The organism is Alteromonas sp. AWJ4_199 (genome assembly GCF_056159165.1).
On sequence record NZ_JBSWUR010000002.1, the window covers coordinates 174,368 to 198,327 of the forward strand.

The 23,960-nt window shown below is 40.7% G+C and carries 23 protein-coding genes; 17 read left to right on the forward strand and 6 right to left on the reverse strand.

What is annotated here, in order from left to right; genetic code table 11:
* Positions 1-91: 91 nt before the first annotated feature.
* Positions 92-499: a hypothetical protein gene (locus tag ACXAER_RS15690; protein ID WP_474830874.1), complete on the reverse strand. Its 408-nt coding sequence runs from the start codon at positions 497-499 to the stop codon at positions 92-94.
* Between the two features lie 14 nt (positions 500-513).
* The gene (locus tag ACXAER_RS15695; protein ID WP_474830876.1) at positions 514-696 is read right to left on the reverse strand and encodes a hypothetical protein; all 183 of its coding nucleotides are present in this window, start codon (positions 694-696) and stop codon (positions 514-516) included.
* Positions 697-880: 184 nt separating this feature from the next.
* Between ACXAER_RS15695 and ACXAER_RS15700 the strand changes: the two genes are divergently transcribed.
* The 3 genes from ACXAER_RS15700 (at position 881) to ACXAER_RS15710 (ending at position 4,022) form a co-directional block, all read left to right on the forward strand.
* Complete coding sequence (locus ACXAER_RS15700; protein WP_474830878.1) at positions 881-1,051, forward strand: hypothetical protein; 171 nt, start codon at positions 881-883, stop codon at positions 1,049-1,051.
* 351 nt (positions 1,052-1,402) lie between these two features.
* Positions 1,403-2,125 carry a tyrosine-protein phosphatase gene (locus tag ACXAER_RS15705; protein WP_474830880.1) on the forward strand — a complete coding sequence of 241 codons (723 nt, stop codon included), beginning with the start codon at positions 1,403-1,405 and terminating at the stop codon, positions 2,123-2,125.
* 496 nt (positions 2,126-2,621) lie between these two features.
* Positions 2,622-4,022 carry an undecaprenyl-phosphate glucose phosphotransferase gene (locus ACXAER_RS15710; protein WP_474830882.1) on the forward strand — a complete coding sequence of 467 codons (1,401 nt, stop codon included), beginning with the start codon at positions 2,622-2,624 and terminating at the stop codon, positions 4,020-4,022.
* A 53-nt stretch (positions 4,023-4,075) separates the two neighbouring features.
* Here the strand turns inward: ACXAER_RS15710 and ACXAER_RS15715 are convergent, their stop codons facing one another.
* The 4 genes from ACXAER_RS15715 to ACXAER_RS15730 form a co-directional block, all read right to left on the reverse strand.
* Positions 4,076-5,185, reverse strand: coding sequence for an O-antigen ligase family protein (locus ACXAER_RS15715; RefSeq protein ID WP_474830884.1), 1,110 nt, complete (start codon positions 5,183-5,185; stop codon positions 4,076-4,078).
* A gap of 288 nt (positions 5,186-5,473) precedes the next feature.
* Positions 5,474-5,956 (reverse strand): hypothetical protein, encoded by a 483-nt coding sequence (locus ACXAER_RS15720; protein ID WP_474830886.1) that lies wholly within the window; start codon positions 5,954-5,956, stop codon positions 5,474-5,476.
* Between the two features lie 33 nt (positions 5,957-5,989).
* On the reverse strand, positions 5,990-6,598 hold the full coding sequence (locus ACXAER_RS15725) for an MYXO-CTERM sorting domain-containing protein (RefSeq protein ID WP_474830888.1): 609 nt from the start codon (positions 6,596-6,598) through the stop codon (positions 5,990-5,992).
* A gap of 397 nt (positions 6,599-6,995) precedes the next feature.
* Entirely contained in the window at positions 6,996-7,571 is a 576-nt protein-coding gene (locus ACXAER_RS15730) for a transglutaminase-like cysteine peptidase (RefSeq protein WP_474830890.1), read from the reverse strand.
* A 327-nt stretch (positions 7,572-7,898) separates the two neighbouring features.
* Between ACXAER_RS15730 and ACXAER_RS15735 the strand changes: the two genes are divergently transcribed.
* From ACXAER_RS15735 to ACXAER_RS15800, 14 genes are all read left to right on the forward strand, one after another.
* Entirely contained in the window at positions 7,899-9,092 is a 1,194-nt protein-coding gene (locus ACXAER_RS15735) for an outer membrane beta-barrel protein (protein WP_474830892.1), read from the forward strand.
* A complete protein-coding gene (locus ACXAER_RS15740; RefSeq protein WP_474830894.1) occupies positions 9,089-9,622 on the forward strand; it encodes a polysaccharide biosynthesis/export family protein in 534 nt (177 codons plus the stop codon). Before ACXAER_RS15735 ends, ACXAER_RS15740 begins: the two co-directional genes overlap by 4 nt.
* A gap of 24 nt (positions 9,623-9,646) precedes the next feature.
* A complete protein-coding gene (locus tag ACXAER_RS15745; RefSeq protein WP_474830896.1) occupies positions 9,647-11,851 on the forward strand; it encodes a GumC family protein in 2,205 nt (734 codons plus the stop codon).
* A 40-nt stretch (positions 11,852-11,891) separates the two neighbouring features.
* Complete coding sequence (locus tag ACXAER_RS15750; RefSeq protein ID WP_474830898.1) at positions 11,892-12,557, forward strand: hypothetical protein; 666 nt, start codon at positions 11,892-11,894, stop codon at positions 12,555-12,557.
* Between the two features lie 38 nt (positions 12,558-12,595).
* The gene (locus ACXAER_RS15755; protein WP_474830900.1) at positions 12,596-13,555 is read left to right on the forward strand and encodes an endonuclease/exonuclease/phosphatase family protein; all 960 of its coding nucleotides are present in this window, start codon (positions 12,596-12,598) and stop codon (positions 13,553-13,555) included.
* Between the two features lie 9 nt (positions 13,556-13,564).
* A complete protein-coding gene (locus ACXAER_RS15760) occupies positions 13,565-14,929 on the forward strand; it encodes an oligosaccharide flippase family protein (protein ID WP_474830902.1) in 1,365 nt (454 codons plus the stop codon).
* Positions 14,930-15,934: a glycosyltransferase family 2 protein gene (locus ACXAER_RS15765; RefSeq protein WP_474830903.1), complete on the forward strand. Its 1,005-nt coding sequence runs from the start codon at positions 14,930-14,932 to the stop codon at positions 15,932-15,934.
* Positions 15,931-16,440: a serine O-acetyltransferase gene (locus ACXAER_RS15770; RefSeq protein ID WP_474830905.1), complete on the forward strand. Its 510-nt coding sequence runs from the start codon at positions 15,931-15,933 to the stop codon at positions 16,438-16,440. The genes ACXAER_RS15765 and ACXAER_RS15770 overlap by 4 nt, the downstream gene beginning before the upstream one ends.
* Before the next feature lie 3 nt (positions 16,441-16,443).
* Positions 16,444-17,460 (forward strand): glycosyltransferase family 2 protein, encoded by a 1,017-nt coding sequence (locus ACXAER_RS15775; RefSeq protein WP_474830907.1) that lies wholly within the window; start codon positions 16,444-16,446, stop codon positions 17,458-17,460.
* Positions 17,457-18,656, forward strand: a complete 1,200-nt coding sequence (locus ACXAER_RS15780) for a glycosyltransferase family 4 protein (protein WP_474830909.1) — start codon at positions 17,457-17,459, stop codon at positions 18,654-18,656. The genes ACXAER_RS15775 and ACXAER_RS15780 overlap by 4 nt, the downstream gene beginning before the upstream one ends.
* Positions 18,653-19,582 carry a glycosyltransferase family 2 protein gene (locus ACXAER_RS15785; protein ID WP_474830911.1) on the forward strand — a complete coding sequence of 310 codons (930 nt, stop codon included), beginning with the start codon at positions 18,653-18,655 and terminating at the stop codon, positions 19,580-19,582. The genes ACXAER_RS15780 and ACXAER_RS15785 overlap by 4 nt, the downstream gene beginning before the upstream one ends.
* 360 nt (positions 19,583-19,942) lie before the next feature.
* Entirely contained in the window at positions 19,943-20,668 is a 726-nt protein-coding gene (locus tag ACXAER_RS15790; RefSeq protein ID WP_474830913.1) for a WecB/TagA/CpsF family glycosyltransferase, read from the forward strand.
* A gap of 28 nt (positions 20,669-20,696) precedes the next feature.
* On the forward strand, positions 20,697-22,001 hold the full coding sequence (locus ACXAER_RS15795) for a glycosyltransferase family 4 protein (protein WP_474830915.1): 1,305 nt from the start codon (positions 20,697-20,699) through the stop codon (positions 21,999-22,001).
* A gap of 25 nt (positions 22,002-22,026) precedes the next feature.
* A complete protein-coding gene (locus ACXAER_RS15800) occupies positions 22,027-23,913 on the forward strand; it encodes an acyltransferase family protein (RefSeq protein ID WP_474830917.1) in 1,887 nt (628 codons plus the stop codon).
* Positions 23,914-23,960 lie beyond the last annotated feature (47 nt).

Genomic DNA, 23,960 nt, shown 5'->3' on the forward strand with positions numbered 1-23,960 from the left:
ATCTTAAAACGGCCAGTAGTCCCGCGCTAAAAAATATATAAATTAGAATCGCAGACAGCATTACTTTCCCTTTACTTTATTTTTACTAGCTTCACTGCGCTAACTGAATGGTTTCCAATAGCCAACGTTTAGCGGCCGCTTTGTTGTTAAACACTTCAACTTTATCTCCAGCGCGTTGATAGATACTGCCGAAATGCTGCGTGGCGAAACTGGGCGAATTTGATTTTTCTACAAGGAGTGCGGTGCCGACTCTGCCATTCTCTATATCTTTTTTTACAAGCTGAATGAGGTGCGCTTCTGCATCAGGTACATGGATCGGCTCGCCATAAATGGTTGCCATTACCCCCCAAGGTGCGCCTCTTAGCTCTTCTAGTATCGACTTAGCTTGGTTGGTTGAATGTTGAAGCGCTTCTACATTCCAAGGTCCGTGTCCTTCAATAATAAGTATGCGATCTTCCCGGTGAACATACACTTCGCCATGGGGTATGAAACGGGTCATTTTAACCAGCTGACTTATGAGGCGATTGGTAGCTGAGGCTCAAGCTCTTCAGCAGTATTGAGCGCAACAATTTCTTCATAACCTTTTTGTTGCAGCAGAACTTTTAAGTCATCTCGTGATGCACATTTTGTGTGCTTCGCAAGCGCGATAGCTTCAATGAAACAAGATAGGTGGGTTGTTGATTGTGCTTGTGTCATATACTTCTCATTTTGGTGCGTTGACAGGACAACTTTGTCGAATACTCAAGTCACTCATGTGACGTTTATGTGACTTTTTTATGAAAAAAATCAATAAAAGTTCATTATTTACCTTGAAATGTATATACATTGAATATACGTTTGTAGTTCGGATTGGTGCTTCTTACCTATGAAAGCGGTCGAGATGTCTGAAAAAAGCAATAAAAAGAAGAAAAAGAATAGTCAGATGATTATTCGTATTAATGACGAAGAAAGAGCGCAGTTTATCGCGCTTTGCGATTCTTTGGATACGTCTGCGGCTCGCGAAGTAAGACGCTTCATTCGTGAGTTCATTGAAGAAAACAATGAAGAATAAATGCTGTTAACCAGCGATACACTACAGAAGAAACTAAGGATATAAAAATGGCTAAGAAAAAAGAAATCAAAAAAGAGATGAAAGTAGCTAAGGCAAAAATTGCTAAGCAAGAAAGCAAACTAAAAAAGCTAAAGAAAAAGCTTAAAAAAGCTTAAAAAAGCTTAATTTACGCTTTCAATTGAAACACCATTACACAAATAACATTACGTTGTTTGTGTAATGTTTTCCCTATATTCATCATCTCAACAGTTCCTGCCTTGTTTAAAATCTCTGCCTTTACAACCGTTAAGTGATATCATTGGTAAGTGATTAAGAAAAATAATCCCAATTTTTAGGGAAGTAGTTGTAATAATGATAGATGTTCACAGTCACATTTTACCCGGAATCGACGACGGTGCTCGCTCTGTTGAAATGGCGTTAGCTATGGCGCGCCAAGCCGCGGACGTAGGTGTTACTCATATGGTGTGTACTCCTCATATTCACAGCGGAACGTTTGATAATACTAGAGATACCATCAGCCAAGCGTTCGAGTCTTTTCAGTCGGCGCTAAAACAAAGCGAAATTCCACTTACTATTTCGTGGGCAGCAGAAATAAGGCTCAGTGAGATGGTGCCCGTATGGATAAGAAGGGGTGAACTTCCATTTTTGGGGGAACTGGATGGCAAGAGTGTCGTTTTGCTAGAGCTCCCCCACAGTCATATTCCAGCGGGAACCGAGCAGTTGATAAGGTGGTGTTTAGCTAATAACGTTCAACCGCTTATTCCACACCCTGAAAGAAATCGTGATATATGGCAACGGCCAGAAAAGGTAAATTGGCTGCGAAACTTAGGCTGTAAATTTCAAGTCACCGCAGGTGCAATTACTGGACGATTTGGAGAGCATGTACAAGATATCTCGATAAGCATGTTAGAAGCAGGGTTTATTGATATGGTGGCTTCGGACACCCACGATATAAAGCGCCGACCTAATGATATGAAAGACGCTTACGAAGTTGTGGCTAGTCAACAGACTGAAGACATTGCCAACACTCTCTTTCGAATCACGCCAGCTAAAATGATCGGTATTACTGCTTAGACTTTTGTCTAGTTTTTTTACAACCTTTCTGTTTATCTTAATAATGTCTCTCTAGATTTTTTGTGTTTTATCCATCTGTTATTTAAGGCTTTTTTGTATTAATGGCATTGGAATCATAAAATAGTAAGCTCGTATAAAGCTTTGAAGCGTCAAAGATTTTTCCATATTGAATTCTAGTATGAAATTAACTTTTCCCCGCTGTATATAAACAATTACACGCAACACCGCAGGAGCAGTGCCTTTTTATATAAAAATACGCATATAGCTCGATAGTTTTGTGAATTATGTTGCCACAATGTTGCTTTCTGGTTTGCATAACGTAACTGATTATTAAATAGAGTAAGCCAATGAATAATGGATTAATTTTTGCTTATAACTCTAGGAGATTAAAAGCTCCAACTATTGTTAGCGGTCAACCTAGCCATTAAGAAGCAAGCGAAGCTAGCAATAAAATAATGATATTCCCAACCTTTACTATGTTTGCAAGGAAATGCTCATGGGTAAGAAAGGCTTCGTCCGAAATAATATAAACCAGTTTGCGGTACTCTTTCGCTTTCTAGATCTTTTGTTTATTCAAGTATCGCTAATCGCTGTTGCACACTTATACGGCATCGAGTTGAATTTACATTACTATTTAATTGGCGTAATTGCGTGTGTAGCGTTCCTTTTTAGCGCTGAAATGCTTTGGTTATACCGTTCGTGGCGAACGGGCACCAGCAAAGAGATTTTATTTGTAACCTCAATAAGTCATGTTCTTATGGTTGGCGCCGTAGTAGCTTGGATGTTTATATCTAAAACAACGGAAGACTACTCTCGAATAACTATCTCACTTTGGTTCTTCGCAAGTTGGGCACTGTCTTGTTCTTGGCGAATTGCATTTAGATATGTGTTATTTATTGCGCGAAAAAATGGTCGTAATAGTCGATCTGTAGCGATTATAGGTGCCAACGAAACTACGCTAGCATTAATCCAAGAGATCCAGAGTACACCGGAAGCGGGGTACAACATTGTTGGTGTATATGACGACCGAGCGCCATCGCGTTTAGAGCTGCCTCGTGAAGTATCGCTAAACGGAAATATCTCAAACCTTTACCAAGCTGTAGAAACAGATAAAGTCGATACTGTTTTTATCGCACTACCTATGACCGCAAACAAGCGAATTGAACAGGTGCTGCGCGTTTTAGGTGACACTAAAGCTCAGGTTCATTTGGTTCCCAATTTCTTTGTATATAACCTACTTCACTCTCGTATCTGTAATGTAGGCGATATGCAAACTGTTAGCGTCTTCGATTCACCGATGAAAGGGGCGATGAACTTTTTGAAGCGTGTGGAAGATATTCTGCTGGCCTCAGTTATTCTGGCCATCATTTCTGTTCCCATGCTAATTATTGCAGCTGCAGTAAAGTTAACTTCAAAAGGGCCTGTAATTTTCAAGCAAAACCGATACGGAATGGATGGCAAGAAAATTAAAGTATGGAAATTTCGTAGCATGACGGTTACTGAAAACGGAGATGCTGTAACTCAAGCTACAAAAAATGATGCTCGAATTACAAAGGTAGGTGCATTTCTTCGACGTACCTCATTAGACGAACTGCCTCAATTTATTAATGTATTACAGGGGCATATGTCAGTAGTTGGGCCTAGGCCACACGCTGTGGCTCACAACGAGGCGTACCGCAAGAAAGTTGAGTACTATATGCTTCGTCATAGAATCAAACCAGGTATTACCGGGTGGGCACAGGTTAATGGTTGGAGAGGTGAAACCGATACTCTGGATAAAATGCAAAAACGCGTTGAGTACGACCTTGAATACATTAAAAACTGGTCGCTTTGGTTAGATTTTAAAATAGTATTGTTTACTTTGTTCAAAGGGTTCGTTAACAAGAACGCCTATTAAGCGAAAGATAATACAAAAAAAGCAGCTAAGGCTGCTTTTTTTGTATCTGAAAGTCATTTAACTTTTACTAGCCTTCGGCTTTTGCTTTTGCGTTCTTTGCATTTAATGGCAATCACTAATACTGCAATAAAAGTAACTGCATTAGCGGTGGCCTGTAGTGGAAAATCAACGGATATATGAATGAGCATGGCGACCATTGCCATTACAGCACCAAAGGCAAGCCCCTGTGCAGTTGGGTCGCTTCTAGTTCTTAGAGCCGTTATGGCGCTATACAAAGCATATAAAATCGCAACGCCTAAAAGCAAAGTGCCAACTATTCCGTACTCAATTAGAAACTGTAAGTATTCATTGTGGGCGTGGTCGTAGTGCAAATGAATAGTTTGCGTGTGGTATTTTGGAAAGGCAGTGTAAAAAGTACCAGCACCAGTGCCTGTAAGCCATGTATCTTCAATTAAAGGTAGGCTCATAGTGACCACATCGTCTCTTGTTTCACCTTCAAAAGATGTAGTGTCAATACGCTCTTTAATTTTATCAACACCAAACATAGCCCCTACAATGGCCACATCAACCACTACCAAACTTACAATTAGCCACTTGAGCATAGGTGGTGGCTTTTTCATCAATACTAAAGCGAGTACCGATGTAGCGAGTAAACTAATAAAGAACGCGCTATTTCCCATACGGCTACGGGTAAGTATTAGTGCTACAACAATGGTAACAATAGCTACGCGAATTAACCATTTAGAGCTCATCATTGCTTCCATAGCACCTATAAATAGACGTTTAAAGCTTTGTTCATTCTTGCTTTGTCTTTTTAACTGACTTATTAAAAGGCCAATGGCAAGCGCACCACCCATTAGTAAGTAATTAGCCAAATGATTGTGATAAACAAAGCTGCCGTTAGCCCGTTCATATATTTCATATCCAAAAATTGGCGTTAGCGTTATGCCTGAAAATTGTAGGTATACGGCATAAAGCGCTTGAAGAAATACAGCGCCAATAATACAAAGCACGAATTGTTTTAGCCGTTTTGGCGAGTCTAGTAGCCAAGCACTACAACAAATAAACAAGCAATAGCTTATGCCTTTAACAAGCGAGACTTGTGTTTGCGTAGCGTCTATCGAAATGCTCACGCCGCCAATATTTATAAGCTGTATCGCCACATAAATCTGTGTTAAACAAAATAGTGCCAATAGTATTGCATAGGGCTTCAAACGTGAAAGCAGAGACTGCGAAGGTATGCCAAAAACGCAGAGAAGCGTGGTTAGGCTTATTAAAACTTCAAAAATACTCCAAGCCCATGGTCTGTTCGAGCCTAAAGGAATGGGTAGAATAAATAATGCGCTAAGCAGTGTATAAAATGCAAGGCGCGGAAACGAACTATAAATAACCGACTGCATAAAATCCCATAAAAAAAAGGCTCTTGCGAGCCTTTTTATTTCCTAACAGTTTTAGTTGCCTGAAATGCTCACGCCACCGCTTCCAGAGCCACCGCCTGTGCTTGGTGGTGGTGGTGGTGGAATGTCACCGCCGCCCGTGCCACCGCCAGGAGGTGGTGGAGGAGGAGGTGGTGGCAGTATAAGTGCAAACGCCGTTGGCTCTAGCATTACCGCAGGGTCTACACCTTCGCTTAACGCTTTAGCAATAAGGTAGTCATCGTTGTAGCCATTAGCCTTGGCAATGGCGTAAACCACATTGGCTTGCGATGCGTTATTTTTAAATAAAGCCGTGATAAACGCGTCTTTATCTTCTGATGCAGCAAGTTGAGCCGACACCATGTCAAAGTAAGCTGGAGCTTCTTCTTGCGATAATAAATTTGTTTCAACTAGCAGTTGGCTTTCGCTTACTTTCTGTGATGCTACTTGCATGTCTATTGCGAAGGCTGAAGTGCTTAAGCACGCTGCCACGGCAATTGCTAAAGAGAGTTTTTTCATTGGCTAATCCTTAAGTCGCTAATAGCAAGTATCTTAGTTCTTACGACGGCGCATTAAAAGGCCGAACACAGATAAAGAAAGTAAACCTAGTGTTGCTGGAGTAGAAACGCTAGATACCGGTGGTGGCGGGTCTATTAAATCCAAACCCCAGTACTGAGGGCCAATGTAAAACGTATTTTCAACTAGGGCTAACACTAAGTAATCTGCTTCACCGTCAGCAGCTTTTCTAGCAGTGTTGTATGGGCCACTAACCACTTCTTTGAAAAAGCTATCGAAAGTGAGTTCGTCATTTGAATCGGCACCAGCTTGGCTAGCTTCGATTTCGTCCCATGTAACTGAATTGTCAGAAATGGTATCCCATGTAATGAATACAGGCGCTGCCGCGTCATAAAAGTAGTACGCAAATGCTACGGTTAAAAAGCCGTCACCATTCAAGTCGTCAGTGCTTCGGTCTAACGCTGTAAGCTGAAACTGGGTAAGTACGCGAATATCGCGATTAATGTTTAGAGCGCCGTTATAGCGATTGCCTTCAAATTCAACTAGCGGATCGCTAGGAGTTGAACCGTCTGGTAAGCTTATAAACGCAGCGTTTGCTGAAGCAGCGCATAATGCACAAGCCAAAAATGCGAGAATTTTCTTCATTGTATGGGATCCTTTGTCCATCAATTTTCCACAATCAATATTGGGGGATTTACAGCTCGATACCCTAAATGCATTCCAGCACTACATCACTTCCACTGTCATGACACATCGAGTAAATCTGAAGCACAAATCGTTCCGCTTGCTACTGTGTTGTTATTTTACATAGCGTTTTGGCTGCATGCTAAAATTGTGCCGCAATATTTTATTTACTATTAATCAATATTTTACGGTGTGGTTGATGATGGTTTTTGGGCTTTTAGTTGTTAAGGTGTAAAAAATATAGACACCAAATTAATAGTCAGAATGTTGCTAAGTTGTTAAATTAAGTGGGGGTTTTACATGTTCTGCACTGTTGTGGTGCATTTAGTGCACTGTTGTCAGGCAGTTCGTTGGAAGGCTAGTCTAGAAGCGCCTTTTCATATTCCCATTTCTGAAGTAACTCAGCCCACACTTTTATTTGGTTTGGATCGCTACCGCTAACGGCAGAAAAAGTGGGTGGCCTTCCGGTAAAAAGCGTTGTGGTGTTAAAGCTGTATTTATAGGTTAAATCCTGTCTTAAAAATGAAGGCTTTATCTCGCTCACAATATTATCTAATACATAGAAGCCGTTATCTTCAATGTTCTCATAAATCAATACCATATGCGGGGCTTCTTGGTATTTATAGTCAACATGGCTAAGCACAAGTTTAGACGGCTGTACACCGGCCTCTATAAGCAGAAAATACTTGGCAACCGCATAGTCTTCGCAATCCGCAGCTCCTTTTATTAGCGCTTCCAAGGGCGAGGCCCAGTAATCTTCTACCTGCCAAATTTGAAGGTCGGTACCTTGTTGAAGTTGGTTATTAACCCACTGATTTACCCTGGTCACCGTTTGCCATTCCGATAGATGGCCAAGGTTTTGCAGTAAATATTTCACCTTACTGGTAACGGTTTCGTCGTTTCTAGCGTTATATTCATCAGCCTGTGGGGGCACTGAGGTTGAGCCACATGATTGGCAGCAAATAAGTATTGTTAAAAGTAAAGATACACGCCACAGTTTCATTAGAATATGCTCAAATATAAGGGCTAGAATAGTAGGCCAACAGTTGGAACGATAAATGCTTTAGTTTAATATGTCGATAAACGCAATAAAGCTTTAGCATAATTAGCAATTAAAATGCGTCTTAATTCAAGCTGTTAATTCAAGTCAGCGAAAAAAAAAGAAAAATGTCATAGTGTTGACGCGAAATTTAGTTAACATATAGCAAGCTTGTAATAAAATTACAAAAGAACGTGGAAAGTACGAATTGCAGGGAGCACAATGAACAGGCTGTATCACACATTAACACTCTCTTTGTTGTCAGTTTTGTTTAATACAGCGTTAAATGCGCAAGAAAGTAACGGTATTAAGCTAGATAACGGCGCAGTGATCGCTCCATCTGTTTACATTGGTAGCGGTTATGAAAGTAACATTGCGCTAACCGATACTAATGAGATTGACTCATTCTATTGGCAAGTTTCGCCTTCCGTGTTGTTCACTGCCACGCCTAGCGAAACTGAACACCAAATACAATTTTCTTCAGATATTGCTAAATACTCGACCAGCAGTGAAGACGATTACGCTGACTTTTTCATTAAATATAACGGCGGGTGGGAGCCAACCAGCAGGCATCGGTTTAAATGGAACTTCGACCAAACCTTTGGGCATCAAAAGCGGGGGTCTCAGCAAACGCGATTTCAACTAGACCGGTTTGATGAAGTGCTCGAGTTTTCAAGTAGCAACGCATTATTTTCTTATGAGTTCGGAAGCTTAGCGGCTAGAGCACAGTTTGGTTCTAGCGTGGGGTTTAACTCAATTGATTATTCAAATTTCGACGAGTTTTCGCGTCAATTCAATAGAAGTACAGTCGATACCAGTGCTTGGTTTTACTATCGTCCAGGCAACGTTACTTATTTTAGCGCAGACATCACTCACAGTGTTATTGATTACAAAGACGAAGTAGTTGGTAAACCGACGAGAAATGCCGACACAACAACGTTTTTGCTTGGCGCAATTTGGGAAGGCTTAGCCAAAACAACAGGTAAATTTAAAATAGGTATCGAGAACAGGTCGTTCGAAGATTTAAGCAGAAATGATATAACAAGCTTAGCGGTAGACGCTCAGGTGGAATGGTCTCCCAAAACCTATTCGATAGTGACTACAAGTGTAAGCAGACGAACCGTAGAAGGCGTTGCAGACAATGACGCTACGTTAACTACGTCGTTCGACATTAACTGGAGTCACAGTTGGTCGCAGCATACCACAACTCAAGTGGGTTATGATTTCCAGAAACGCGATGAACAGGGTTCGTCACGTAACGATAATCAGCACTACGTTTACACCTCTTTCAACCGGGCTTTAACGAAATGGTTGGTGTTTAATACCCAGCTTCGCTTCCTAGTTAACAGTTCAAATCAACCTCTTTTTGACTACGATAACCAACAATTAAGCATTGGAGTTACAGCACAGCTATGAGTATTTTTCGTCTAACATTAACCGTTTTGTGTATGGCGTTCTGCTTGAATTCTTATGCCCAAAGCAATGATTATGTTCTTGATACTGGCGACACCATTAGTATTCGCGTTCACGGCGAGCCAGATTTAACCTTCGATACAAAGATAAGCACTTCAGGAAAAGTACTTTACCCGTTTTTAGGAGAGATCAAGGTAGCTGGCCACACAACAGAAGAAGTGCGCATGCTCATTTATGGTGGCTTAATAGGTGACTATTTACTGAAGCCCGAGGTAGACGTAAATGTTATTGAGTACCGACCTTTCTATATTTTGGGAGAGGTACAGTCGCCAAAAAATTACCCATATCAGCCTGGGTTAACACTTTCACAAGCCATTGCTATAGCAGGGGGCTTAACAGAACGCGGCTCTTTAAATGGTATTGAGCTTAAGCGTAAGCTGCAAAGCGGCAGTGTTCAGCTTTTTCAAGATGTTGGCATGGACGAATTACTGCAACCAGGTGATGTGGTAACAGTAAAACAGAGCTTTTTCTAAAAGGTACAGGAAGTAGATTTAGTAATGAACAGAACAACAACCAATAATGACTTTAATAGTACCGACGAAAAACAACTCGATATAGGGCTTTTTGTTAAAGCGCTGTGGCGAAGTAAGTGGAAAATTATGACCTTTTCTGCGGGCGTTACTGTTATTGCTGCGCTTTTAATTTTGCGTTTGCCGTCTATTTACGAAGCCAAAGCTACCCTGTATATCAAAAAAGAAAACGCCACTCCTGTTTCAAGTAATGCTGCGCCTGGCATGGACATGGGCGCCCGTGAATATTTGAAAACCCAGTTCGGAATTTTACAATCTGAATCATTGGCGTTAGAAGTTATCAACAAGCTAAATTTGGTAGCCTTAAATAGTGACGATGCTAAGCCTGAAAAAGCTGATAAGACATCGATGCTTAATATTATCAAAACATCGGTTAAAGAGTTTGTTGGCGCACCAGAAGACAAAGCGCAAAGTTCAATATCTGAAGAAGATATCAAGCTTCAGCGCGCTTTAAAGTGGTACAGAGCTGGCATTACCGTACGACCTGTTGCATTAACGCAGTTAGTTAATATTAGTTTTCAGGCAGAAGACCCACAACTAGCGGCCGATGTAGTAAATGCTTTGGGTGAAGCATACATCGACAGCTTTTTAAGTGCAAAAATGCAGCAAACCGACAAAGCCATTGAATGGTTGCAGCAGCGCGGTTTAACCGTATCTGAAGAGTTAGCGCTGGCAGAGGCAGAACTACAAGCGTTTATTCAACAAGAAAACATCGTATCTTTAGACGGTGGTATGCAAGCGTTAAATCAGGACACGCTGAAAAACCTGAATGAAAGGCTATTAGAAGTACGTAGTGAGCGTATACGTTTAGAAAATATATTAAACCAAACCCAATCTGCAGAGGTGCTTGAAACCGGTATATTAAGCCAGTTCAACGAAAGCGCGGCTATTCAAGATTTAAGCAGAGCGGAGCTTGCAGCAGAAACTACGTTCAACGAAGTAAGCCGTAGGTACGGGCCAAAGCACCCAAAGTATATTGCTGCCGATACCGAGCTTAAACAACTACAAGCTAAACTTGCAGAACGTGTTAAAACCGAAATGGTCGATTTAAAGCAAAAGCTTAGTAACTTAAAGCAAACAGAGCAAAGCCTTAAAAATGAACTTAACACTGTTGAAAGTGACTTTGTAAGCGGTACGGGTAAAGAAACTGAACTTAAAAAGCTAACCGCCAATGTGGCAAGGCTAACAGAATTAAACGAGTTGATAAGCAAACGCTTCAAAGAGCTTGATATTACCAGTGACTTTAACGAAGAAAATGCTCGCTTTATAGATGTGGCTAAAGCGCCGCTTTACCCAATTAAACCAGCTAAAGCTAAATTGTTGGCCGTAGCGCTTATTGTGAGTGCAGGTTTTGCGTGTTTCGTGGTTATTTTACTTACCTTCTTAAACAATACCTTCCGACGCTCAGTTGAAGTAGAAGAAGAGCTAGAGGCGAAGTTCATGGGTGTGGTACCCAAGATCAAAGTAAAACGTAACCAAACGCTTCCTTTGCATATTTACTTCGATAAAGAATACCGTTCGTTTAGCGAAGCAATAAAAACCATTCGAACCGGCCATATGCTAGGCCAGCTAGACAACAATACCATGGTTACATTGGTAACATCCGCAGTGCCTAGTGAAGGTAAGTCGACTACGTCGGTAAACTTGGCGTTTAGCTTTGGGCAAATGGATAAGGTTTTACTTATCGATGCCGACTTACGCAAACCTTCATTAGCTAAACGTTTTGGTTTACCTGCTTATCAACAAGGTCTTAGTGATGTGCTTAACACCGATATGGATGTAGAAGGCTGCATTGTTAAAGATAACGAGTCGGGCATAGATTTATTACCAGCAGGGCACTATGCGCACAACGCACTAGAACTATTCGCAGGTGATAAATTCGCTAAACTTTTAGACAAGCTTAAGCACAAATACACCAAAATAGTTATCGACTCTGCACCTTGCCAAGCGGTGAGCGATACCTTAGTGCTAGCAAAAGTTGTCGACAGTGTAATCTTCGTGGTTAAAGCCGACTCAACTAAAAAGCAAGTGGTTAAGACGGCAGTTCGAAGACTACGAGAGTCGGGCGCTGTAATAGAAGGGGTGATATTAAATGCCGCCGATGTGAGTAAGCAGGGCGACGAATACTCTGGTTACTACGATTACTATGGTTACTCTGATGAAAAACAGTAGAAACTGTTTTCTCATGCTGTAATAGGGTAAGGCTAACGCAATGAAGTATATCGCCAAGATTTTGCTATCAATTGTATGTGTTGTAGTAATTGTTTTTGCTTATCGCTGGGGCGCCGCAAACGTATTTTATTTTAAGGTAACGAATAAGCTTAACTCGTATACCGATACTGCGGTGTTTCAGATTGCCGATGATGAAGGGCTAGAAGCAAACATAAAAACTATGATGGCGCTTCACCCTAATCACCCTCACTACATGGTAACAGCGGGCACGTATTTCGAAAAACGCGCGTTTGTAGAAAGTGACACTAAAAAGAAAAAGGCGTACTTATTAAAAGCGCTCGCGCTATATCGTGCCTCTGCCGAGCAACGTATTGCCTGGCCAAGAACATGGGCGGATATATTTCGCGTTAAAGCTAAATTGGGGGAATTCGATAGTGAGTTTTCTCGTGCAGTTTCTATGGCAAATAACTATGGCAGTAAAGACGAATACGTTGCTAAAGAAATTGTGTTTTTGTTGCTTAAACACTGGCGAGATTTTTCGAAAAGCGATATCGAAATAGCCATTAAACAAATGAACAACGTTACCGACTACGCCAGATTTAAAAATGTATACGATTATGCATTGGTGATAGGTGAAAAAACGTTCTTTTGTAATTTGGTTCGAATCAACAATATTCAAACGCGATTCGGTGGCTGTAAGGCTTAACAGCGCACAAACCGAATATTTACCAAGGGATATGGGTAATGCTAACGGTAGTTAGAGCATTTCTTTTTTTGTTATTAATTTTACTGGCAGCCTGGAGCTTGGTCGGTATCTTTGACGACAGCGTTATTGCGTTTAAATTTTTAAATTTCTTTGGTCAACTGGTGCCTTACGTTTCAATTGCACTAGCTGCACTGTTATTTTACCTGCTTAAAGCTTCACGGTTTAAATGGGTGGCAATAATAATTTGCATGCCTTCATTTATCATTCCTTTTGTAGTACCAAGTATAAATTTATACACGGGGCTAGATGCGCCGTTAACTCCTAACGCAGCCGAGCAGAAGTTTACATTCATCACGTTTAGCAAAATGTCGCACAACTTAAATTATGCTGAAGTTGCCAACGTTATCGACTGTACTAAATACGATGTTATTCAGGTGCAAGAAATATGGGATTTACCTGCTTTCTTAGCGGCATTCCCTAAAGTAAAAGAATATTGTAAGTATGCTATTCATCCTGAAAAGCCGTCGTTGGCAACATTTTCTAAATTTCCATTGGTAGCGAAAACGGTTGAAGGTAAAGCGTTTGTTGAAGTTAACGTAAACGAAGTGCCTATTGCTGTGGTTAATGTTCATGCTTTAAAAGCGATAACACGCACTGCAGACAGCCAAATTGCTCAAGCCAAGCGAATGGTTAAACTTGAGCAAGCGTTAAATTTACCAACCATTGTTGCAGGCGATTTTAACGCTACGCCGTTTAACGAGTCGATAATGCTTATGCGTAAGCATTTCAAGCAAGCGCAGCTTGATAGTGGCATGTTTACTAGGCGGTCTACCTGGCCAGGTGAAGCAAGGCGCTTAGGAACGTTTGGCCCATTACTGCAAATAGATTACATATTCTATAAAGGCCTAAATAGTGCAGAAACCGTTATTCATGAAAGCAGCTATGGGTCGGACCATTACCCCATGGAAACTACATTTTCGCTAAGCGCTAAGGGGTAACGCAGTTTGATGTCGCTAGTGAACAAAATGCAATTCTACATGAAGGCTGACTCTACTAAAGCGCGAGCTATGCGAGGCAGTTTGTGGACGATTTTAGGCCATGCAACATCTCAAGGGGTTAGGTTAGCTTCTAATCTTATTTTAACGCGTTTGTTGTTCCCAGAAGTATTTGGGGTAATGGCTATTGTGCAGGTGGTACTTCAAGGCCTGATTATGTTGTCAGATGTCGGCTTGACCCCTTCAATTGTGAGAAGTAAAAATACGGAAGATCAACGGTTTTTAGATACTGCTTGGACTATTCAGTTGATAAGAAATGGCTTTTTATGGTTCTGTACCATCGTAGCCGCATTTCCGTTGGCTTCATTCTATGAAAGGCCAGAGTTACAATATCTAATTCCGTTGTCTGGGCTAGCTCTTTTAGTTTCAGGTTCTTTCCCCATCAAAGTAATACTTGCCAGTCGAAGTATGAGTCTTTTTCGAGTCACTACAATTCAATTGATAGGGCAAGTTGTAGGTACTGTTACTTCAATAGCTTTGGCGTTTTATTATCAAAATGCACTTATTTTCGTAGTAGGTGCAATTCTCGCTGAACTTTCCCGTCTTGTTCTGTATTGGTTTTATTTACCGGGAAAGGGGAACAAGATCTCATGGCATAAACCTTCTGTTCAAGAGTTACTTTCTTTTGGTAAATGGATGATGTTGGCATCTGCATGTGGCTTTCTAGGCCAGCAAGCTAATGTTTTCATATTGGGTAAGTATCTAAAGCCAGAGACATTCGGTATTTACACTGTAGCTTTGGTACTAGCCATGCTGCCTTTTACCGTTTGCCAAATTTTAAATAATAAAGTGCTTCTTCCTCTATTTAGTGAAATGCACCGCAATGGCGCCGACAGAAGTGCTATTTTGAAGGGGCGATATACCGTATTAATGGGTAACGCTGCGGCGGTAATTGCGCTTATGTTTATTTCCCCGTTCTTCTTCCAAATACTTTACGACGAACGCTATGTATTAGCGGGTTACATTAGCCTAGTGGTTCTGTTTTCTATATTGCCAGAAATGCTGCTAATGGTTACGCAAAATAAACTACTAGTTGAGGGCAGAAGTTTAGTATACGCATCGCTAAATGCGCTAAAAGCAACACTACTTATTTTGCTTGGTTTATTTTGGGTTAAAGAACATGGAGTGCTAGGCGTATCTGCGGCTGTGTTTTTGTCTGGCCTAGTAACATATTTTCTAACGTTAACGACAAAAGGCACAACACAAATTATAAAAATATCTTATGAACTCTTAATTGCGCTAGCTTTGGCAAGTGCCGCACTGCTTTGTGTGTATTTGTATTCTGAAGGGTTAATAAAAGTAATGGAGTTACAATAAATGGAAGGATACGTAGATATCATTATGGTTAACTTTCGTCAGCCTCAGTTAACCATTGAATGCATACAGTCTTTAGAAGCAGAGCGTGAGAAATTTTCTAACTTTACTGTATGGCTTTGCGAGAATGGCAGTGGCGACGATTCCGCCAGCGTTTTAGATAAAGCAATAAAAGATAATAACTGGGGGCATTGGGTTCAGTTTAGAGTAAGTGAAGCCAACACCGGCTTTTCCGGTGGAAATAATTTGCTTATTCATGAAGCACTTCAAAAGGCACCAAACGCTAAAGATGAACACAGCTACGTATTTCTTTTAAATAACGACACTATAGTACGGCCTGGCGCATTACAAAAACTTGTAGGGTTTATGAATACTCAACAAGTACATGCCTGTAGCAGTAGATTAGAGTATCCAGATGGTACGTTACAGCGCTCAGCGTTTCGGTTTTTTTCTTTTAGAAGTGAACTAGCCAGTGCTATAAGTTTTGGCCCTATTTCGAACTTGTTCGCATCGAAGCAAGTGGCCCCTGAGCAGCCAACATCGCCCGCGGTTGTAGATTGGGTTGCCGGCGCAAGCTTAATGGTATCTCGAAAAGCAATAAGAGAGGTTGGGCTGCTTGATCATGGTTTTTGGACCTATTTTGAAGATGTTGATTACTGCCATAGACTGAAAGTTCATGGCTTCCCACTATGGTATGTGCCAGAAGCTCGCATAGTACATCTTGTGGGAGCAAGTTCAGGCATTACAAGCGATAAGGCATGGCTGAAACGCCGCCCTGCATACTGGTTTCAAGCAAGACGGCGCTACTTTCTTAAATACCAGGGTTTTATAAAAACGTGTGTAATTGACATTGCTGAATTAGTAGGTAGTGCATTAGGTTTGTTAATTAAAAAACTAAGAAAACAAGACCCACACAGGCCCATACATTTCCTGAAAGACTTTTTGGCTGAGTCGGCACTACGCAAAGGGCGTAAGCTACCTATTGTCGAGGCACCAAAACCCAAATGAGTTTATTAAAACAAATTCGTGAAGATTGGGAGTGCAATGGTAAGCAGTGGTTTAAACCTGGCTTTCAGGCCATAGCATGTGCCAGGTTTGGCCAGTGGCGTATGGGTATTAAGCCCAAGTTGCTACGCATTCCTTTTTCCATCATTTACAGAATATGGTTTTTACGCTGCCGCAATGTTTACGGTATCGAGCTGCCTTATTCGGTAAAGCTGGGTAGAAAAGTCATCATTGAGCATCAAGGCAATATTGTAGTGCACGGCAATGTTGAAATAGGCGATGGGTGTATTATTCGGCAAGGATGCACACTAGGCAATAAAAGCCTAGACAGACCATACGACTGCCCTAAATTAGGTAACAACGTTAATGTAGGTGCGGGCGCTAAACTACTTGGCAGTATAAGAGTTGGTGACAATGTGCAAATTGGCGCTAATTCTGTAGTTGTAAAAGATATTGAAAGTAACCTTACTGTAGTTGGAATTCCAGCTCGGCCGCTTACAGGGAAGTAAAAAATGAGCACATTGGGCATAGTGGCAATTGGTCGTAACGAGGGCGAGCGTTTTAAAAAATGTGTTGAGTCTTTTTCAAAAGTAACACAAGCATTTACCTTTGTTTATGTAGACTCGGGGTCAACAGATGGCAGCGTTCAAGTTGCAACAGAGGCGGGCGTTGGCGTTGTAGAACTCGATACAACTGTGCCTTTCACCGCTGCTCGTGCTAGAAATGCAGGGGTAGACTACCTTTCGAAACACTACCCCAATTTAACTTATATTCAATTTGTAGACGGTGATTGCCAAATTGCACCAAATTGGTTAGCAAGCGCCATCGAAGTGCTTGAAAAAGAGCAAGACGTGGCCGTTGTTTGCGGAAGAAGAAAAGAAATTAACCTCCAAAGCAGCACATATAATGCACTTATAGACCTAGAATGGAATACACCTATTGGCTACAACAAAGCATGTGGCGGTGATGCTCTATACCGTGCATCGGCATTTTTAAAAGAAGATGGCTTCAATGGCACTGTGATTGCAGGCGAAGAACCTGAACTGTGTTACCGGTTGAGACAAAGAGCCTGGAAGATAAAGCGCATCGACGCAGATATGACATATCATGATGCAGCGTTAACTACGTTTTCGCAGTGGTGGAAGCGCGCGGAGCGGTATGGACATGCAGCCTTCGAAGGCGCATATCGCTATGGCAAGCAAGAAGAGCGATACTATGTAAAAGAAGCAAAGGGCATTGTGTTATGGGGCGCTTTGGTTCCATTTACTTTTATCGCATCACTTTTCGTATTTTGGCCTTTGGCTATATTAACGTGCGTACTCTTGTTACTTCAGTGGTTCAAGCTTAAACGCTTCTACGCAAGGTCTAACACGCCAGGCGAACTGGTAAATAAAAGAGCTTGGTTAACCCTAGTGTGTAAAATAGCTGAGTTTAAAGGTGGCTTACGTTTCTTGAAGAATAAAATTCTTAAGCGACAAAATAAGCTCATCGAATATAAGGGCAGTGCAGTAGGGGAGGCGCGAAAGTGAGTCGTGTTGTTGTATTTTGCGCGGAATACCCTGTTTTAAGCGAAACGTTTGTTTGGCGTGAAGTTGAAAGCCTAAAACATAGCGGTTTAGAAGTGAAAGTAGCAGCATTAAGGCATGCATCGAAACCAGCTGTACAAGTTTCGCCTGCAAATTGGGTGTTGTTTCAAAACGGCATTGTTAGCATTTTAGTAGCAAGTATAAAAGCATTACTGTTGCACCCTAGTAGCGCGCTTAAAACACTTGGCTTTGTATTTAAGACTGCGTTTACAAGTAATGCGACTTTTAAAGATAAACTTAAAATATTGTTTCAAGGTATATGCGCTATAGGTTTCGCGGAATCTATTGAAAAATTTAAGCCAGAATGGCTGCATTGTCATTTCGCTCACGCACCTGCAACCTACACTATGTTTGTAGCGAAATTTCTTAATGTACCTTGGAGTTTTACGGGGCATGCAAATGATTTATTCCAGCGCAGAATTCTTTTAAAGGAAAAATTAATAAATGCGTCAAAAATTGCATGTATAAGTAAATGGCATCAAGAATATTATTTAAATTTCGTTCCAGGCATCGAAAATAAATTAAAAATTGTTCGTTGCGGGGTGGCAATGAATGAAAATTCTGTTGGTAGATCAACCTCCGTCTTTAGTATAATATCGGTTGGCAGGCTTATTGAAAAAAAGGGTTTTCATATATTGCTCGAAGCTTGTCAAGAATTAGCGCATATTAATGAAAACATTAATATAGACATAGTAGGCGACGGCCCAGATAAAAATAAACTAGAACAATTGGCCGTAACTTTACCAAATAATATAAATGTTAAATTTCACGGCCCGTTGCCACATAACGAAATTCTAACCTTATTGGTTAGTGCCGACTTGTTTGTGATGCCGTGCATAGATGATGAAAACGGCGACAGAGATGGCATTCCCGTGTCTATGATGGAGGCTATGGCGGCTGGTGTACCTGTTTTGGCAGGTGATCTTCCCGCAATAAGAGAGCTTATTACAGACGAAATTACCGGCTGGATAAAAGCTTCAACTCCAGAAGAAATTAAAAAAACATTACTACATATATTAAAGAATAAGTTAGCGACAAAAGAAATAGGACAAAACGCAAAGCGTTGGGTTCAAGAAGAGTTTTCTACAAGTGTTAACACGGATAGGTTGATTAAGATGATAAGCGGAGACGTTCAGTGAAGGGAAAGTACTGTTTAATAAGCCCATGTAGAGACGAAGAAGATTACATGAGGCGTACGCTAGAATCTGTTATTAATCAATCAAGAAAACCCGACCTGTGGGTTATTGTTGATGACGGTTCGTCAGACTCTACACCTCAAATTTTAGAAGAATACTCGCAAAAAGTAGACTTCATAAAAGTGGTTAGGCGTGAAGACAGGGGCGTGCGCAAAGTTGGCCCCGGTGTTATTGATGCATTTTATTCTGGCTACGACCAAATTAATCCAGACGAGTTTGAATTCATTTGTAAGTTTGATTTAGACCTAGAATTACCGCTTCAATACTTTGAAATAATTATTGATAGAATGAACAAAAATCCACGCATTGGCACATGTAGTGGTAAAGCGTATTACCCAGCACCTGAAAATAAAGATAAAAGCTTTAATGGCAAGTTAATTTCAGAGGGGTGCGGAAGTGAGATGTCGGTTGGCATGATAAAGTTTTACCGCACCAAGTGTTTTAAAGAAATAGGCGGGTTTGTTCGTGAGGTAATGTGGGATGGCATAGATTGCCATACTTGCCGAATGCTAGGTTGGATAGCAATATCGTGGGACGACCCGGAAATTCGCTTCATTCACTTACGTGCGATGGGCTCTAGCCATAAAAATATTATAACTGGTCGAATGCGCCATGGCTTTGGCCAGTGGTTTATGGGAACTAGCCTTTTATACATGACGGCAAGTGCAGTATTTAGAATGACCAAACGCCCGTTCATAATTGGTGGGCTTGCCATGTGGTGGGGCTACGTTTCTAGTATGCTTAAAGGGAAAAGACGCTACGATAACATGGCGTTTAGAAAACATTTAAGAGCATTTCAATTCAATGCACTTATTAAAGGAAAGAGCGATGCGGCTGAAGAAAGCACCGCACCTATAGAAGCCAAATAATTAAAAAAGCAGGACGGTTTAGAGTGAAAAGGAATTCAACTAGTGGTTAAGCTACTTATTGCTAAGAGCACGCTTAGCATTTCAACATATATACACACACTCTTTAAAACAAAGTGCGCTTTTGCATTTAAGCAAGCTTTGCTGCACGCAATGTGCGGTTATGAAGCTAATCAGTTTTTCAAAAAATTCTCATATTACGGTCCAAATATTTTAGAGGTGCAATGTACACGATCATTGCGCCTTTATTTTGCACATGATGTGCGTTCTAAGCGGTACAACAACGGCCAATTCAAAGTAGTAGAAGGAAGTTTTCTTTTTGTTTGGCTGCGCCAAAACATAACAAGAAATGCAGGGTGAAAAATGGAAGAGTCAAAACAACCTATTGTCAATTTCGACGACATTAAAATAGATGAAGCTGCAGATGTTATTTCAGCCATGAGCACTAGTGAAGGGTTTGATGTTGTAATTACTCCTAATGTTGATCACTTGTCTAGATTAATAGGCAACAGAGATCCTGAATTGCACAATATTTACAAAGAAGCGTCGCTGACACTTTGCGACAGTAAAATTGTTGAAAAGCTAATGCGCTTCAAAGGCAAGCTAATAAAGAACGTAATTCCAGGAAGTACGCTAACTGAATATCTGTTCAAGAAAGGGCATTTAGACAGTGGTAAAGTGTGTATTGTAGGGGCCGAAGAAGATGATATTCAAAAGCTTAGGCTGTTGTATCCGCGAATAGATATTTTACATATAAATCCAAGTATGGGCTTTATTAAACGCCCCGCAGAAGTTAACGCAATCATTGATGAGATTTGCCAAGAGCAACCTGAGTTTGTATTCCTTGCAGTGGGTTCGCCACGGCAGGAAATACTGGCTGATAGGATTAAGAAGAAATATAACAAGGGGGTAGGGCTTTGTATTGGTGCTTCTATTCTGTTTCTTGTTGGAAAAGAAAAACGCGCCCCTGAAACTTTTCAGCTTATGCATTTAGAGTGGCTTTATCGCGCTTGTCAAAGGCCACGTACGTTGATGGCTCGCTATGCGAGAAATTTTTTGGCGTTAGCGTCTATTTATTCTGAGTTGTAAACTTTTTACCAGTTAGTAGAGTGATAGTATGCAAGAAAAAAAGCTAAGAATACTTGTCATAGCTGAAGCCGCAAACCCTGAATGGACAAGTGTTCCGCTTTTAGGCTGGTCTTTTGCCAATGCTTTGTCTAAGCAATTCGATACCCATTTGGTTACACAACAGCGAAACAAAGAAGCTATAGAACGAGTGGGTTGGGTTGAGGGGGAGCACTTCACCGCATTAGACACAGAAGTAATAACGAAACCACTCTACAACCTCGCGAATAAACTTCGCGGTGGGAGATCTTTGGGGTGGACGATTGCTACTGCTTTTGCGAGCATCTCGTACCCGTATTTTGAATACCTTTGCTGGAAGAAATTTGAAAAAAAATTAGAATCCGGTGAGTTCGACATAGTTCATCGTATTACTCCTGTAAGCCCTACGGCTCCAAGTTACATTGCTAAAAAACTTAAAAAGCTAAACATACCTTTCATTGTAGGGCCCTTAAACGGCGGGGTTGCTTGGCCTAGTGAATTTGATGAACTTAGAAAAAAAGAAAAAGAATGGTTAACGAAAGTTCGCTCGGCATACAAACTTCTACCGGGGTACCGTTCGCTCAGGAAAAACGCTTCAGCTATCATTTGCGGGTCTATGGCAACATTGAAAGAAATGCCTGAGCAAGTTAAATCTAAAACATTTTATCTTCCTGAAAACGCGATAGATACAGATAGATTTACTCCCTCAATGAGCAACACTAGGTCAAGCCCACTAAAAGCAATATTTGTTGGTCGTTTAGTTCCATATAAGGGCGCGGATATGGCTATAGAAGCTATGTTAGGAAGCCTGAAAGCGAATAAGATTACATACGATATATACGGTTCTGGCCCCGAGAAAGAAAGGCTACAGTCGATGATCGACGAACATGAGTTGAATGGAAAAGTAACTATACATGGCTTTGTAGAACACTCAGAACTGCAACAACGAATTAAAGATAGTGATGTTTTAGTGTTTCCGAGCATTAGGGAGTTTGGTGGTGGAGTGGTATTAGAGGCCATGTCATTGGGGGTTGTTCCGGTAATAGTAGACTACGCGGGCCCTGCTGAATTAGTTAATGACTCGAGCGGTTTCAAAGTTCCGTTAGCGCCACGAGATGTCTTAATAGCAAATCTAAAAACAATGATTACGTCTATTGTTGAAGATCCTGACATTGTGTATTCCAAAAAAGCAAGGTGTGTTGAAAGGATTGAAAAGCACTTTACTTGGGCTGCAAAAGTTGAGCAAGTCAGTGAGATATATCAATGGACTCTTGATGGTAAAAATAAACCAGATTACAGCACCGATAGCTTTAATTAGTATTAAGAGATAGAAGGATCTCATTTTGAAGTTCAGAAATGATATAAATGGTCTGCGGGCATATGCGGTATTGGCTGTAATTATATTTCACTTTTTTCCTGATTTTTTGACTGGTGGTTTTGCTGGAGTAGACGTTTTTTTTGTTATCTCAGGTTTTCTGATGACAGCCATAATTACAAATGGGATACATCAACAGCGGTTTTCTTTAGTTAACTTTTATCTTGCTAGAGCTAATCGTATTATTCCGGCACTAGCGGTGCTCTGCCTTTTCCTTCTTATTTTTGGTTATTTCTTTCTGCCTATTTATGACTTTAGAATTGTTGGTAGAGACTTGTTTGGTGCAATTACATTTACAAGCAATGTTGTTTTTAGCCTTAAGCAAGATTATTTTGAAGGTGACACTAACTTTTTACTCCACACATGGTCGCTCGCGGCAGAGTGGCAGTTCTATATTGTTTACCCGATTATTATTCTTTGCGTTTCGAGGTTGTTTGGGGTCGATAAAGTTAGATTCTTTATCTTAGGTTTTTTTGCTATCAGCCTTTTTACGAGTGTCGTATTTTCTTCGCAATATCCCAGTGAATCTTATTATTTATTGCCAACAAGAGCATGGGAAATGGCAGCTGGCGGGCTTGTTTTTTATTTTCCACTAACGCTTAGGGGGCCTACCGCTAAAGTAGCGGAGATAGCTGGCTTAACCCTTATTTTAATTAGCTATGTAATGGTAAGTGAAAGTGTTATGTGGCCCGGCTACATGGCACTTTTACCGGTTCTAGGTACTTGCCTAGTAATATCGTCGTCATCTAATAGCTTTTTTACTACAAATAAAATAGCCCAGTACATAGGGCAATGGTCATACTCGATTTACTTATGGCATTGGCCGTTTGCGGTAGCATGTAGTTATTACTATCTACCTCAAGAATTTAAGTTCATTGGTATGTTTTGTTCCATATTACTTGGTTTTATAAGTTACAGTTTTATAGAGAAAATTGATTTTAAGGCTGTAAAAAAAACAAAATTAATACTTGGGCAATGCGCAGTGGTATGTGTGGTAGCTGGTTTAGGGGCTTTGACGTATGTGAGTAACGGTGTAGCATTTAAAGAACCCTTAAATGCGAACAGTCTAATTTACGGTGGTATGGACAATAGTTATAGTCAAGACGAAGGAGTTCGCTTTCTCAATACAAATTCAGAATATGATTATGTGTTAATTGGTGATAGTAAAGCAGGCCACCTCATTAGGGGAATACTAAATTCTGATGACAAAATTAAGTTAAGCTGGTACTCAGATTGCCTTTCACTACCTGGAGTTTTTACTTATTCTCACTCATATGGGACCGCGTGGACCGAGAAGTGCAAAAATAACTATAAACAAGCGATTGAATCTTCAAAAGATATTTTGATATCACAACGCTGGATTAGAGAAAACAGCAGGAACCCCCTTTTCTGCAGTGCTGAGCCATGCTCACTCAGCGGAAATTATAGTGAAGATATCTCACAACAATTAACCAATTTTGCAACCCTAATTGGTGAAAGAAACCTATTTATATTGGGCGAATTAGCGAGGCCAGCAACCGGAGAGGTCGAAAAATGTGCTAGAACCAATATGCTTCTATCAACCTCAGTAAAGTGTGCTGAGAGAGCTACTAGTGTAGCAGTTGCTCGGGATATTAATTACATACTCAAATCGGTAGCAGAAAACAATGCAAACGTGATTTACATAGATCCCAATAAAGAACTATGTAACGAAAATACATGTGTTTACGTTATTGACGGAAAGTCGCTTTACCAGCCAGATTTGGGCCACCTAACAGGCTATGGTTCAGAACTGATATGGGGCTTGATCTCTAAAGAAATTAAGAAAGCGCGAGAGCAGAAATTACATGTACAAATTAATAAGCTGAAAACTTGAAAAATCTTTTTATAGGACATTATAAGTTGTTATCAGAGAAGGGATCG